The following is a 12,926-nucleotide window of genomic DNA, read 5'->3' on the forward strand; positions in this document are numbered from 1 at the left end:
CTCGCCCGCCCGCCGACCCGGCGCGACAGTGCGGCCATCGACACACCACCGCTTCAGGAATCCACCATGTTCACCGCCATCCTCCACCACACGCCGTCCTGGGTCTGGTTGCTGCTCGCCGGCCTCGTCGCCCTCGGCTGGTCGCAGTCGCGCGACCGCCTGCTGACGCTGCCCCGCGCGACGCTGCTGCCGCTGGCGATGGTCGGCCTGTCGCTGTACGGCCTCGGCTCGGCCTTCGGCTGGGCCGCCGAGCCGCTGACCGCCTGGCTGGCCGGCGCGGCCGCCGCGCTCGCCGCGGTGCATGTCGCCGGGGGCTGGCGCGGCATCGAATGGCAGGCCGCCGCGCGGCGCGTGTTCGTGCCGGGCAGCTGGGTGCCGATGGTCGTGATCCTCGGCGTCTTCAGCGTCAAGTTCGCCGTCGGCGTGCTGCTGGCGATGCAACCGGCGCTGCGCACGCAGGCCAGCTTCGTCGGTGCGGCCGCGCTGCTCTACGGCGGCTTCAGCGGGCTCTTCTTCAGCCGCGGCATCGCGAGCTGGCAGGCCGGCCGCCATGCGCTGCGTGCGAGCCGCGCCTGAGCCCGGCCCGGACCTGCCCGCACACCTGCCGCACAATTCCGCGATGCGCGACGCCTCCCCTGCCCACGAGTCCTTCACCGCCGGCGGCTTCGCCCGCCACGGGTTGATCGTCCTGGGCTTCAACACCTTCATCGGCATCGCGCTCGCAATCGGGCGCGGCGGCGACTGGCGCATCCAGATGGTCTACGCGCAGTGCATCGGCCTGAGCATCTGGGCGCTGATGGATTTCGGCCGGCTGGCCTTCAGTCCCAACCCCGAGACCGGCTGGCCCGAGGGCTGGCGGCGCGTCGCGCTGCAGCTGGGGGCGGTGCTCGGCGGCTACCTGATCGGCAGCACGATCGCCGACGCGCTGTTCGGCCGGCCGCTGCTCGACATGTGGCGCGGCTCGCCGCGCATGCTGCTGAGCTACCTGCTGATGTGCCTGGCGGTCAGCGCCGGCATCTCGTTCTACTTCCATGCCCGCAACCAGGACCAGCTGCGCCTGCGCCAGCTCGCCGCCGCGCAGCGCGACGTCGCCGAGCACCGCTTGAAGCTGCTCGAATCGCAGCTCGAGCCGCACATGCTGTTCAACACGCTGGCCAACCTGCGCGTGCTGATCGCGCTCGACCCGCCGCGCGCACAGCAGATGCTCGACCAGCTGATCGCCTTCCTGCGCGCGACGCTGTCGGCCTCGCGGGCGCCGCTGCATCCGCTGTCGGCCGAGTTCGCGCGCGTCGGCGACTACCTCGACCTGATGAAGATCCGCATGGGCGAGCGCCTGCAGACCGAGCTCGACCTGCCCGCCGGGCTCGGCACGCAGGCGGTGCCGCCGATGCTGCTGCAGCCGCTGGTCGAGAACGCGATCAAGCACGGGCTGGAGCCGCACGTCGAGGGCGGGCGGCTGGTCGTCAGCGCCCGCCGCGACGGCGATGCGCTGGTGCTGGACGTGCGCGACACCGGCGCGGGCCTGTCCGCCGCGCCGGCCGACGGCACGCATTTCGGCCTGTCGCAGGTGCGCCAGCGGCTGGCGACGCTGCACGGCGAGGCCGCGTCGCTGACGCTGGCGGCCGCGGTCGACGCCGAAGGCGGCACGCTGGCCACCGTTCGATTGCCCTGGAGCCCGAGCGCATGAACACCACCGCATTGCAGGCCACCGCGCTGATCGCCGAGGACGAGCCGCTGCTCGCCGCCAACCTGAAGGCTGAGCTGCATGCGCTGTGGCCCGGGCTGCAGATCGTCGCCAGCGTGACCCACGGCGAGGCCGCGGTGCAGCAGGCGCTGGCGCTGCGGCCGCAGCTGCTGTTCCTCGACATCCGCATGCCCGGCATGAGCGGCCTGGAGGCGGCGCAGGCCATCGCCGAGGACTGGCCGGACGATGGCACGCCGCTGCCGGCGCTGGTGTTCGTGACCGCCTACGACGAGTACGCGCTGCAGGCCTTCGAGCGGGCCGCGGTCGACTACGTGCTGAAGCCGGTGCAGCCGACGCGCCTGGCGCAGACCTGCGCGCGCGCGCAGGCCTTCCTGAAGCAGCGGGCCTCAGCCGGCGGCGACGCGATCGACGCCGCGCTCGGGCAGCTGCGCCAGTTGCTCGGCAGCGGCGCGCCGACGGCGCCTGCGCCGGCCGCCGCGCCGCTCAGCGTGATCCAGGCCGCGGTCGGCAGCGCGATCCACCTGGTGCCGGTGGCCGAGGTGCTGTACTTCGAAGCCGCCGACAAGTACGTGCGGGTCGTGACGCTGGAGCGCGAGTACCTGGTGCGGATCTCGCTGCGCGAACTGCTGCCGCAGATCGACCTGCAGCGCTTCTGGCAGGTGCACCGCGGCACGGTGGTGCGCTCGGATGCCATCGCCACCGCGCTGCGCGACGAGGCCGGCAAGATCACGCTGACCCTGCGCGGCCACGCCGACCGGCTCGTGGTGAGCCGGCTCTACGCGAACCTCTTCAAGCCGATGTGATCAACGGCGGTGGCCGTCGTGGCCGCCGCGGTGGTCATCACGGTAGCCGTCGTGGTCGTGGTGGTCGCGATGGTCGTAGTGGTCGTAGTACCCGCCACGGCCCGGCACCACCACCGGCACCGGCCGCCCGACCGGGTAGTAGCCGTGGTAGACCGGGTACGGGCGGTAGACGACCGGGTACGGCCGATAGACCGGGCGCGGGCGGTACACCACCACCGGCGCAGGCTGCACGTAGACCGGTGCCGGTGCATAGGCGGGTTGCACGTAGACCGGCTCTGCATACACCGGCTGGGCATAGACCGGCCCGCTCGACACGACGGTGGTCACCGGCGGCAGGTTGACGCCGATCGACCATTGGACATTGGCGGCATGCGCGCCGGCGGTGGACAGCGCGCCCAGCAGGGCCAGCGCGGCGATGAACGAGGTCTTGCGATTCAACATCGTGAACTCCTTGTGGTCCGGACACTGCGAAAGCAGCGTCATGGGTCTACAACGTCACAACGTCTGCCTGCGAAGACCGGTTTCCGTGTCGATTGGTAAGCCGCAGGTTTCTGGAAGGTTAAGTTGGCCGCTTGGCCGCCTCGCGACCCGCTTACTGACGTGCGCGGTGCATCGCGAACTCCAGCAGCGAACGCAGGTCGCCGAGCTCGGTCAGCACCTCGAACGAGAAGCCGGCGCGCCCGGGGCGGTCGCTCAGCAGCAGTTCGTCGAAGTACGCCGGCAGGCTCAGCGGCTTTTCCCACAGCGCGGCCAGCCGGTTGACGACGTGCGGATGGCGTTGCGCGGTGGTCAGCGGCTGGTAGCGCGGCGGCAGCGACGCGAGCCACTCCTCGGCGATGCCGCTGAGGCCGCACAACTGCGGTGCGCGCTTCGGCGGCGGGGGTCGGTGCTGCAGGCCGTGCGGCCCGTCCATCAGCGCCGACGGCGCGGTGGCCATCCAGCCGGTCTGGCTGGGCGAGAAGTCGAACATGAAGTTCGACGGACGCGGCGGTGTGTTCATGGCGCCGATTGTTCGACCGCACCCGCTGGATGAGAAGACCGCGGCGCCCCTCTGCTCGCGGGGGTAGATACATCTGGACACACCTGAGCGTGTGAAAAGTCACGGCTTGGCAATCACCCGGGCGCATCCGGGGCCGCGAACTACAATGATTTCACGCTTCGCACCCCCGCGCAGCGCCTCCAACTCCTTGAATCCCCAGCGCATTTCATGAGCGATCCCCACAGCAAGGCACCCCATGGCGAGCCCGCCGCCTCCGACGTTCGGCCGACCAATTTCCTGCGGCAGATCATCGAGCGCGACCTCGACCAGGGACGCTACGCGGGTCGCCACTTCGCCGGCTCCCCGGGTGACGCGGCCCACCAGGCCGGCGGACCGCTCGACGCGGCGCGCATCCGCACCCGCTTCCCGCCCGAGCCGAACGGCTACCTGCACGTCGGCCACGCGAAGAGCATCTGGCTGAACTTCGGGCTGGCGCGCGACTTCGGCGGCGTGTGCCACCTGCGCTTCGACGACACCAATCCCGAGAAGGAAGAGCAGGAGTACGTCGACGCGATCATCGAACTGGTGAAGTGGCTGGGCTTCGACTGGCGCAGCGACGTCAACGGCGCGCCGGTCGACCACCTGTTCTACGCGAGCAACTACTTCGACTTCATGTACCGCGCGGCCGAGGCGCTGATCACCGCCGGCCACGCGTATGTCGACGAACAGAGCGCCGACGCGATGAAGGCCACCCGCGGCGACTTCAACACGCCCGGCACCGACAGCCCGTTCCGCAGCCGCACACCGGCCGAGAACCTTGCGCGCTTCCGCGAGATGCGCGACGGCAAATTGGCCGACGGCGCCGCGGTGCTGCGCGCGAAGATCGACATGGCGTCGCCGAACATCAACCTGCGCGACCCGGCGCTCTACCGCATCAAGCGCGCGACGCACCACAACACCGGCGACACCTGGTGCATCTACCCGATGTACACCTACGCGCACCCGATCGAAGACGCGCTCGAGCAGATCACGCACAGCATCTGCACGCTGGAGTTCGAAGACCAGCGCCCGTTCTACGACTGGCTGCTCGACACGCTGTGCGGGCTGGGCCTGCTCGCGCAGCCGCGCCCGCACCAGCATGAGTTCGCGCGGCTGAACCTGACCTACGTGATCACCAGCAAGCGCAAGCTGAAGCAGTTGGTCGACGAGAAGCACGTCGACGGCTGGGACGATCCGCGCATGCCGACGCTGGCCGGCCTGCGCCGCCGCGGCTACACGCCGGCGGCGATCCAGTTGTTCTGCGAACGCATCGGCGTGACGCGCGACTACAGCTGGATCGACTACGGCACGCTCGAAGGCGCGCTGCGCGACGACCTGGAAGCCAAGGCGCCGCGCGCGATGACGGTGATCGACCCGGTGAGGCTGAAGCTCGTCAACTGGGCCGAGGTGTTCGGCAGCGATGCGCACATCGAGCCCTGCCATGCGCCGGCGCATCCGCACCAGCCCGAACTCGGCCAGCGCGAATTCGGCCTCGGCCCGCAACTGTGGATCGAGCGCGACGACTACGCCGAGACGCCGCCGAAGGGATTCTTCCGGCTGTTCCCGGGCAACAAGGTGCGGCTGAAGTACGGCGTCATCGTCGAGTGCGTCGGCAGCGAGACCGATGCGAACGGCGAGCGGGTCGTGCTGGCGAAGGTGATCCCCGACACGAAGAGCGGCACGCCGGGTGCGGATGCGGTGAAGGTCAAGGGCACGATCACCTGGGTTGGCGTGCATGACGGTGTTCCGGCCGAGTTGCGCCTCTACGATCGGCTGTTCACCGAAGCCCAGCCTGACGCCGGCGGGCGCGATTACCTGACGGTGTTGAACCCGGGCAGCAAGAAGGTGGTGCAGGGCGTTGTCGAGCCGTCATTCGCGAAGGCGCAGCCGGACGACAAGTTCCAGTTCGAGCGGCATGGCTACTTCGTGGCGGATCGCATCGATTCCAAGCCGGGCAAGTTGGTCTTCAACCGCATCACCAGCCTGAAGGACAGCTGGGGGAAGTAGCCGTCACTCGACGACCTTGACCCGCTGCCCCACCGCCGGGTCCTTGCCGCCTCCGTAGACGCCGTTGACCAGCTTCAGCTGCGCCTCGGCCTGCGGCAACGGCGACTGCTTCGCCAGCTCGGCGAACCCGCCGCGCGGGAACGGCACCGATTTCAACACCCACGGCTTCGCGGCCGCACGGTCGGCCGCGGTCAGTGCGCGGAACGAGGCTTCGGCCTCCTTCAGGCCGGCCGCGTTGCGCTGCAGCGCCGCGGCATCCTTCGACGCCTGCAGCAGCACGAAGTGATTGTTCTGCGGCCCGTCCACCACCGTCGCGACGACCGGGCGCGCCCGGCCCTGCTTCGTCGTCGCGGTGCCGGTGAAGCGGCTCGCCTTCAGGCCGTTCAGCTCGAGCTTGTCGAACTTGCCCTGCGTCGGCTTGAACACGCTGCGCACGATCTCCTCGTGCGTGCTGCCGGCCTTGGCCGGCGCCAGCATCACCACCAGCCCGGCATCGCCCGCCGCGTTGACCAGCGTGATGTCCTCGGCCGAGTTCTGCACCTTCCAGCCCTCGGGCGCCTTCAGCGCGATGCCCAGCGGCTCGTGGTAGAAACTGCGCCCGCGCGTCACGCCCTGCGCCCGGCTCTCGCCGAACGGCAAGCCGGCGATCGTCTGCAGGTAGCGGTCGCGGCCTTCGTCGACATAGGACGCGTCCTTCGCGTAGCCGTCGGCGATCGTCGTGATGTCGCGCAGGCGCTGGTCGTTGCTCGGGTGGGAGGCGAGCCAGTCGTTGCCGCCCGAGGCGCTGCGGCCCTCGGCCTTCGCGGTGTCGGCCGCGAACTGCTCCTGGCGCTTCAGCACCTGGATCACCTCGACCATGTTCTTCGGGTCGTAGTGGTTGCGCACCAGGTACTCGGCGCCGAGCTGGTCGGCCTGCGACTCCTGGTCGCGGCTGTACGACGCGATGTAGCCGGCCGCGACGCTCTGCGACACCTGGCTCGCCACGTCGCCGATGCCCAGCACCGCGCCGAGCACCGTGGCCGCGACCACGCCGATGCCGGCGGTCTGCTGGCGCGTCGCACGCTGCGCGCCGTGGCGGGCGGTGACGTGCCCGATCTCGTGGCCCATCACGCCGGCCAGGTCGGCCTCGCTCTCCATGTAGGCCATGATGCCGCGCGTCACGTAGACGTAGCCGCCCGGCAGCGCGAAGGCGTTGACCTCGGGGCTGTCGAGCACGGTGAAGGTCCACTGCAGCTGCGCCCGGTGCGACTGCTTCGCCAGCCGCTGCCCGAGGTCGTTCACGTAGGCCTGCACCGGCGCGTTGTCGAGCACGGTGTATTCCTTCAGCACCTCCTGGTGGGCCTTCTTGCCTTCGGCGATCTCGGTCGGCTCGTCCATCACCGAGCGCTCGCTGCGGCCCGTCACCGGGTTGACGACGGAGGCGCAGGCGCCCAGCAGCGACGTGGCCAGCAACAAGGGGATCAACAGACGACGCATGGCAGGGACCTTTTCCGGGAGTGCGGCCGGATGGTAGCCGCTGGGCGGGCCTGCCCCCATGCTTGCAGGGGCGCGGGCGCAGGCGTACTGTCTCGCATGGGCTTCAGGGGTTCACGATGCACTTCAGATCGATCGTCGGATGGGCCGCACTCGCGGCATGCGTGGCAGGGCCGGCCGTGGCGGCAGGCTCAGCCGAGGTGCGCTACCAGCAGCCGGAGCGATTCTTCGATGCCGGCGAGACGCCGCGTGAACGCGATGACAACCTGCGCGCGCTGACCGACCGGCTGCAATCGCTCGCCGTACAAAACCTGCCGGCGGACCAGACGCTGCAGGTCGAGGTGCTCGACGTCGACCTGGCCGGCTACGTGCGGCACACCCAGCGCGGCGACTTGCGCGTGGTGCGCGACGACCACGACAGCGCGCGCATCTGGCTGCGCTACACGCTGCTGTCCAACGGCCAGGCGCTGCGCTCGGGCGATGCCGCGTTGAGCGACCTGGCCTCGCGCAAGTCACCGGGGCTGGATCACGAACGCGGCCCGCTCGGCCGTGAAAAGGCCTTGCTGGCGAGCTGGTTCACGAAGGAATTCGGCGCGGCGCGGGCCGCCGCGAACTGAGCCGCACCTGGCCCGACGCGATCACAGCCGCGGCTGCGTGGTCGGCCAGTCGTCGTGCCGGTCGGACTGGCTGTCGCCGGCCACCAGCGTGTTGCCCATGCCGAGCAGCTCACGCGCCTGCTGAAGGCTGATCAGCTCGTCGCGCGACATGCGCGCATGGCTGCGGTGGCGCTCGATCTCCCACACCAGCTCGATCAGGTCGCGCTGGGTCTGCGCCGAGCGCACCTTGCCGTGCGTCAACGCGGCGAACAGCGGCGCATCGATGCGCAAGGTGTCGATCAGCAGCTCGCGCACCTGGGCGATCAGCTGCTGTTCGGACGACGGCTTCTCGACCTTCGGCGTCACCGGCGGCAAGGCTTCGGCCGGTTTCGCGCGCACGCGGCCCAGCGCCTTGTTCAGCACCGCCGTCATGCCGCCGGCAGCGGCGCGGGCGCCCGACCTGCGCGAAGGCTTCTGCGCCACGGCCACCGCCGACTCGGGCGGGGACCACACGGTTTCGCGGGGCTCCACCGCCAGCGGAATGGTGTCGGACCACGGCACCGCGTCCACCAGTTGCACTTGCAGCGCCGGCTCCGGCTCGGGATGTCGCGCCAGCGGCGGTGCCGGCTGCAGTGCGATCGGCTCGTCGACCGCCGCATGGAGCGACGGCGCCACCACCGGTTGCGGCGGCAGCAGCGAGGTGTTCGACAGGCGGGTCGCATCGATCGGTGCCGCCTCGGTGTGCTCGTCGAGCGTGAGCGGCGCGATGTCGGGGGCGCTCTCGGGGTCGATCCAGACGGGCGGTGCGGCCGGCTCGCGGGCGGCCGGAGGAGCTTCCTGCGGCATCGGCACGTCGAGGGCCACGCTGGTGAGCGTCGGTGCGTCGAGCGCGCCCGAGCCGCTGTCGATCGCCTCCGCCGCTGCGTGCTCTTCGGGCAGCTCGACCAGGCCCAGCCGCACCAGTTCCTCGAAATGCCCGGTCTGCGCGCCGGCCTGGTGCGCCAGGCTCAGCACCTCGGCCAGCGTGCGGCGGCCGTCCACCAGGAACAGCACCGTGCGGTGCCGCTGACCGAGCCGCTGCGTGCGGGTGCGCAACTCGTCATGGCCGCGCGAGGTCTTGGTGGGAACGGTGGGCACGGGCATCAGGGATCACGGGTCGAAGGCACCATTGTGGCGCGAGAACTGGTAACCGTCAGTGGTCACTTCGCTCGCGTACACAGGCGGGTTGAAGGCCGGATCGGACGGCACTCGCCCCTGTCATCGGCCCCTCGGCGCCGGCCTGTAGGGCGAGGCGCCCCGGGTACACACCCGGTTTCAACTCGAGCGTTCCCGATCAGAAGCGGCTGCGTGCCTTGCGCTTGTCGAGTTCGAGCAGTTGGTTCTTGATCAGCGCCTGCAGCACGCGCAAGTTCGCCTCGGTCAGGCTGATGACGCTGGACGGCTCGTCGTCGTGGTTGGTCACCGTCTGCGCCAGTGCATCGACCTTCAGGTGCACCATGCCGTGGACGTCGTGGGCCATGGATTTGACGCGCTGGATTTCGATGTTGTGGGTCTTCATGAACGCTCTCCGCAGGCCCGCTGGCCGGACCAAGGGCGGCAGCGTACCGCAGACGGGGCGCGAGTCGCGGGGCTTGGCTACAAAGATGCAGAAACTGTGCAGACAACCCGCTGCGTTGCTCCACAAAGGATGTCTACCGTCCACGGTGCGTTTCATCCGACGTTCCCGCAACCGTTCTCTGGAGCCCACAGTGACCCAAACCCCCTCGCGCGCAGTTCAACTCATCCGATCCCTGATGCAGGTCGGTCCGCTGCTGATGCTGGCCGCGTGCGGCGGCAACGGTTCGTCGTCCAGCGTGACGGCACCGGGCACGCCGACGCTGGATTCGGCGGCAGCCGGCGACACCCAGGCGGTGCTGGCGTTCACGGCGTCGACCAGCGGGGGGACGGCGACGACCTACAACGGCGACTGCTCGGCTACGGGGGCCACGACTCGGTCGGTCACGGGCTCCAGCAGCCCGATCACCGTGACCGGGATGACGAACGCGATCGCGTACACCTGCACGGTGACGGCGAGCAACTCGGCGGGGACCGCGACCTCGGCGAGCAAGAGCGTGACGCCGGTGGCGGCGTCTTCGGCACCCGGCACGCCGACGCTGAATTCGGCGACCGCCGGCGACGGCCAGGCGGTGCTCGCGTTCACGGCATCGACCAGCGGCGGAACGGCGACGAGCTACAGCGGCAATTGCTCGGCCACCGGGGAGACCACGAGAAGCGCCACAGGTTCCAGCAGCCCGATCACCGTGACCAGCATGACGAATACGAAGGCGTACACCTGCACGGTGACGGCGACCAACTCGGCAGGGTCGGCGACCTCGGCGAGCAAGAGCGTGACGCCGGTGGCGGCGTCTTCGGGTGGAGGCACGTCGACGACTGTCGACACCACGACGCTGCCCGTGGGTACCAGCAAGGTCATCACCACGGTCCCGACCGACGCCGGCTACCTCTACCTCTGCTCCACTGCAAACGTTTCGGCGGGCAACCCGGGCAACTCAGCGCAAGGCTGGATCAGCAGCGACGGCACGACCTGGAACCTTCAAACCAAGTCGCTCTACTCGGTGAGCGGCGCTGTTTCATGGGCATCGACGTTCACGAACGCGATCGCCAATGGCTTCCGCAAACTGGATGGGAACGGCTTGCCCAGCCATACCACCGGGATCTACAAGATCACGAATGAAACCAGCCCGCAAGCCTACCAATACGACCAGAACCCCAACTACATCCTGACGAACACCATTGCTTGGTCCGGCCTGAACCCCAACCCGACCGTCAATGCCACTCCGACCTGCCTGAGTACCGGAGCAGTCGGCGTTTTCCTGACCGGAGCGCGCATGTTCGCCGCGTTTGATGCCAAGGGCCGCGATGCGCGGGCCTGGGAGGTCACCGATGCCTGCGAAGGCCACCCTGCGCCGGGAGGTGCGTACCACTATCACAGCATGCCGAAATGCGGTTTGACCGCCGACGTCACGGGCCAGCATTCGGCCGTGATCGGATATGCGGCCGACGGCTTCGCCGTCTACGGCATGCAAGGTGATGCGGGCAAGACCATCGCCAACGCCGACCTCGACATCTGCCACGGGCACACCGACACCTCGGTGACGCAGTATCACTACCACACGACGGAAACCTTCCCGTACACGATCGGCTGCTACCGCGGCACGCCCATCACGAGCCACAACTAACCCGGCGACTGCCAGCCCGCACCTGTGATGCGCCGCACCGCTGTTCTGTGCCTCGCCCTCGCCGTCATGACAGCGGGGGTATCGGCAGTGTCCTTGTGGGCCGACTGGCACCGGCCCGATTCGATCCTCGCGCACGACACGCTGCCCTTCTATGCGTCGGCCGACCTCCGGCCTCGCTGGGATCGCGTCTCGTCGGTGCTTCAGGTCGATGGCTTCGAGTTCACCGACCAGCGCAAGACAGCCGTCGACGATCGCTTGCTCGACAGCGGCCCGACCGTCGTCAACCTGTTCTTCGCCGGCTGCGTGTCGGTGTGCCCGGTGTCGATGGACCTGCTGCGCACGCTTCAGGCGAACCTCGGCAGCCAGGCGCCCAGGTTCGTGTCGCTGACGGTCTCACCGCTCACCGACGACGTGCGGGCGCTGGCCGACTACGCCGGCAAGTTCGTGTTGCCCAAGGATTGGGTGCTGCTGACAGGACATCCGCAAGCCGTCGAGGCCTGGGCACGTCGCAGCCTCTACTCCGACATCACGAAGATCGGCCCGGACGGCCTGCCGCCCCACACCGAGCGCGCATTCCTGATCGACCGGGGGCACCGCATCCGCGGCATCTACGACGCGCGCTCGCCGCACGAGATGGTGCGGCTTCGCTACGACATCGCCCGGCTGAGGCAGGAGGAGGCTCCCGCCTTCGCCGATCAGTCGATCTCGCCGTCTTCGCCATCCGAGGTCGCGGTCGTCGTGAGGCGATAGCCCTTGCCGCGGATGGCCACGATTCGAACCGCATCGGCACCGACCTCACGCAGCCGCTGGCGCAGCCGCGACACATGCGCATCGACGACACGCGTGCCGCCGATGCGGCCTGCCTTGGTCGCCGGAATGACTGTTTCGATGTCGGCCCGGCTGACCGGATGCGGCGCCCGATCGAGCAGCAGCTTCAACGTGTACAGCGACGAAATTCCCAGCGCAAACGGCACGCCCCGCACGTTGCAGGTCAGGCTCGCCGTATCGACCGTCAGCCCGGTGTCGCCCATCGCATCGTCGGCGCGAGCGACGCGGCCTTTGTGGATCCGCTGCCCGGCGTGCCGGATCAGCACGGCCAGGGCTTCTTCATGGGCCAGGTCACCCCAGACGTGATCGAAGCCGAGTTCCAGCGCAAGCAGATGCACCAGGCTGCCGAAGGTCGGACCGTACAAGGCCACCGACGACACGCCCGCATCGCGCAGGGCTTCGAGCACGGCACCGAGCGGGACGTCGAGGCCGTTGGCCGCAACGATCGCCAGTTGGGCCGGACCGGGCCGCGGCGCATGCACGATCACGTCGGCCACCGAGGCCACCAGGCACGCGCGGCCGAGGCTGGCGCAGACCCGACGGAACCTGGCGCGATGCCGCTCGTCCTGTGCCACGACGAACACGGTGTCTGCCGGCGACGCGGCCGGCATGTCCATCGGTGTCTCGGCGGGCGCTTCGATCGCAGCATTCGTCGCGCCGCCTGCGCCGATGCCGTCCAAGGCGTCAGGCACCGCGCCTGCGGGGTTCGCGCAGGGCAGGCTCAACAGAAGAGGCTGCTCATCGGTGCGCCGGTGCAAGGTGTCCAGGGTATCCAAGGTAGTGGTCATGAAAGCTCGATCGATAGCGGCAATCTCACGCCCCGCAGGCGCGACCATCCGGTGACCAGCAGGGCAAGGTTGCGTTGGCCGCGTTGCCCGTCTGGGGAAGGGAGATCGTCTGTTGGCGCCCTTTTTCGTCGGTGCGGTACTGGTAGCCCGCCATCGGCCCGTGGCCGACGGCATCGAGCGTGTAACCGCGACCGTCATCACTGAGTGAGCAGTGAACCGAGAAATGTTCCACCTCGGCATCCGGAATCGCACATTTCCCGCCGGCCCCGTACTGCTGCTTGCGCTGGAAGAACTTTTCCAGCTGGATGCTGGCCACTGACAGTTCCATCAGCGCGGGCATGGCGCGCGATCTCTGGACTTGGGCGCTGTATCCGGGCAGGGCCACCGCCAGCGTCACCAGGGCGACCGCGAGGACCACGCTGAGTTCAACAAGGGTGAAGCCGCGAGAAGTCGTGTAGGTGGAAGTCAT

The 12,926-nt window shown here is 69.1% G+C and carries 17 protein-coding genes; 7 read left to right on the forward strand and 10 right to left on the reverse strand.

Features of this window, described 5'->3' with window-relative positions:
• The first annotated feature begins 66 nt into the window (after positions 1-66).
• From BUE42_RS20500 to BUE42_RS20510, 3 genes are read left to right on the forward strand one after another with little or no spacing between them, the layout of a single operon-like run.
• A complete protein-coding gene (locus BUE42_RS20500) occupies positions 67-576 on the forward strand; it encodes a DUF6622 family protein (protein WP_073467153.1) in 510 nt (169 codons plus the stop codon).
• 43 nt (positions 577-619) lie between these two features.
• Entirely contained in the window at positions 620-1,687 is a 1,068-nt protein-coding gene (locus tag BUE42_RS20505; protein WP_073467231.1) for a sensor histidine kinase, read from the forward strand.
• Positions 1,684-2,508 (forward strand): LytR/AlgR family response regulator transcription factor, encoded by an 825-nt coding sequence (locus tag BUE42_RS20510; RefSeq protein WP_200799002.1) that lies wholly within the window; start codon positions 1,684-1,686, stop codon positions 2,506-2,508. The genes BUE42_RS20505 and BUE42_RS20510 overlap by 4 nt, the downstream gene beginning before the upstream one ends.
• On the opposite strand, the gene BUE42_RS20515 is transcribed toward BUE42_RS20510, so the two are convergent.
• Together BUE42_RS20515 and BUE42_RS20520 are read right to left on the reverse strand one after the other, a co-directional pair.
• The gene (locus BUE42_RS20515) at positions 2,509-2,949 is read right to left on the reverse strand and encodes a hypothetical protein (protein ID WP_073467233.1); all 441 of its coding nucleotides are present in this window, start codon (positions 2,947-2,949) and stop codon (positions 2,509-2,511) included.
• A 151-nt stretch (positions 2,950-3,100) separates the two neighbouring features.
• Positions 3,101-3,508 carry a hypothetical protein gene (locus BUE42_RS20520; RefSeq protein ID WP_073467154.1) on the reverse strand — a complete coding sequence of 136 codons (408 nt, stop codon included), beginning with the start codon at positions 3,506-3,508 and terminating at the stop codon, positions 3,101-3,103.
• 207 nt (positions 3,509-3,715) lie between these two features.
• Between BUE42_RS20520 and BUE42_RS20525 the strand changes: the two genes are divergently transcribed.
• Positions 3,716-5,533 (forward strand): glutamine--tRNA ligase/YqeY domain fusion protein, encoded by a 1,818-nt coding sequence (locus BUE42_RS20525; protein ID WP_073467155.1) that lies wholly within the window; start codon positions 3,716-3,718, stop codon positions 5,531-5,533.
• Between the two features lie 3 nt (positions 5,534-5,536).
• Here the strand turns inward: BUE42_RS20525 and BUE42_RS20530 are convergent, their stop codons facing one another.
• On the reverse strand, positions 5,537-7,009 hold the full coding sequence (locus BUE42_RS20530; RefSeq protein WP_073467156.1) for a M48 family metalloprotease: 1,473 nt from the start codon (positions 7,007-7,009) through the stop codon (positions 5,537-5,539).
• Between the two features lie 116 nt (positions 7,010-7,125).
• On the opposite strand from BUE42_RS20530, the gene BUE42_RS20535 reads away from it, so the two are divergent.
• Positions 7,126-7,623 (forward strand): DUF3016 domain-containing protein, encoded by a 498-nt coding sequence (locus BUE42_RS20535; RefSeq protein WP_073467157.1) that lies wholly within the window; start codon positions 7,126-7,128, stop codon positions 7,621-7,623.
• A 21-nt stretch (positions 7,624-7,644) separates the two neighbouring features.
• Here BUE42_RS20535 and BUE42_RS33130 read toward each other — a convergent pair whose 3' ends face one another.
• The 5 genes from BUE42_RS33130 to BUE42_RS33145 form a co-directional block, all read right to left on the reverse strand.
• The gene (locus BUE42_RS33130) at positions 7,645-8,745 is read right to left on the reverse strand and encodes a hypothetical protein (RefSeq protein WP_073467158.1); all 1,101 of its coding nucleotides are present in this window, start codon (positions 8,743-8,745) and stop codon (positions 7,645-7,647) included.
• A 190-nt stretch (positions 8,746-8,935) separates the two neighbouring features.
• A complete protein-coding gene (locus tag BUE42_RS20545) occupies positions 8,936-9,160 on the reverse strand; it encodes a hypothetical protein (protein WP_073467159.1) in 225 nt (74 codons plus the stop codon).
• A 216-nt stretch (positions 9,161-9,376) separates the two neighbouring features.
• A complete protein-coding gene (locus BUE42_RS33135) occupies positions 9,377-9,526 on the reverse strand; it encodes a hypothetical protein (protein WP_159445464.1) in 150 nt (49 codons plus the stop codon).
• A 30-nt stretch (positions 9,527-9,556) separates the two neighbouring features.
• The gene (locus BUE42_RS33140) at positions 9,557-9,802 is read right to left on the reverse strand and encodes a hypothetical protein (RefSeq protein ID WP_159445465.1); all 246 of its coding nucleotides are present in this window, start codon (positions 9,800-9,802) and stop codon (positions 9,557-9,559) included.
• 30 nt (positions 9,803-9,832) lie between these two features.
• A complete protein-coding gene (locus BUE42_RS33145) occupies positions 9,833-10,075 on the reverse strand; it encodes a hypothetical protein (RefSeq protein WP_159445466.1) in 243 nt (80 codons plus the stop codon).
• Between BUE42_RS33145 and BUE42_RS33150 the strand changes: the two genes are divergently transcribed.
• Together BUE42_RS33150 and BUE42_RS20555 are read left to right on the forward strand one after the other, a co-directional pair.
• Positions 10,056-10,841, forward strand: coding sequence for a YHYH protein (locus BUE42_RS33150; RefSeq protein ID WP_159445467.1), 786 nt, complete (start codon positions 10,056-10,058; stop codon positions 10,839-10,841). The two genes, BUE42_RS33145 and BUE42_RS33150, sit on opposite strands and share 20 nt — an antisense overlap.
• A gap of 27 nt (positions 10,842-10,868) precedes the next feature.
• Complete coding sequence (locus BUE42_RS20555; protein WP_159445468.1) at positions 10,869-11,591, forward strand: SCO family protein; 723 nt, start codon at positions 10,869-10,871, stop codon at positions 11,589-11,591.
• Here BUE42_RS20555 and BUE42_RS20560 read toward each other — a convergent pair.
• A complete protein-coding gene (locus BUE42_RS20560; protein ID WP_159445469.1) occupies positions 11,537-12,445 on the reverse strand; it encodes a winged helix-turn-helix domain-containing protein in 909 nt (302 codons plus the stop codon). The two genes, BUE42_RS20555 and BUE42_RS20560, sit on opposite strands and share 55 nt — an antisense overlap.
• A 37-nt stretch (positions 12,446-12,482) precedes the next feature.
• Positions 12,483-12,926 (reverse strand): type IV pilin protein, encoded by a 444-nt coding sequence (locus BUE42_RS20565; protein ID WP_073467163.1) that lies wholly within the window; start codon positions 12,924-12,926, stop codon positions 12,483-12,485.

The organism is Rhizobacter sp. OV335 (assembly GCF_900142965.1).
Classification (GTDB): Bacteria; Pseudomonadota; Gammaproteobacteria; order Burkholderiales; family Burkholderiaceae_C; genus Rhizobacter.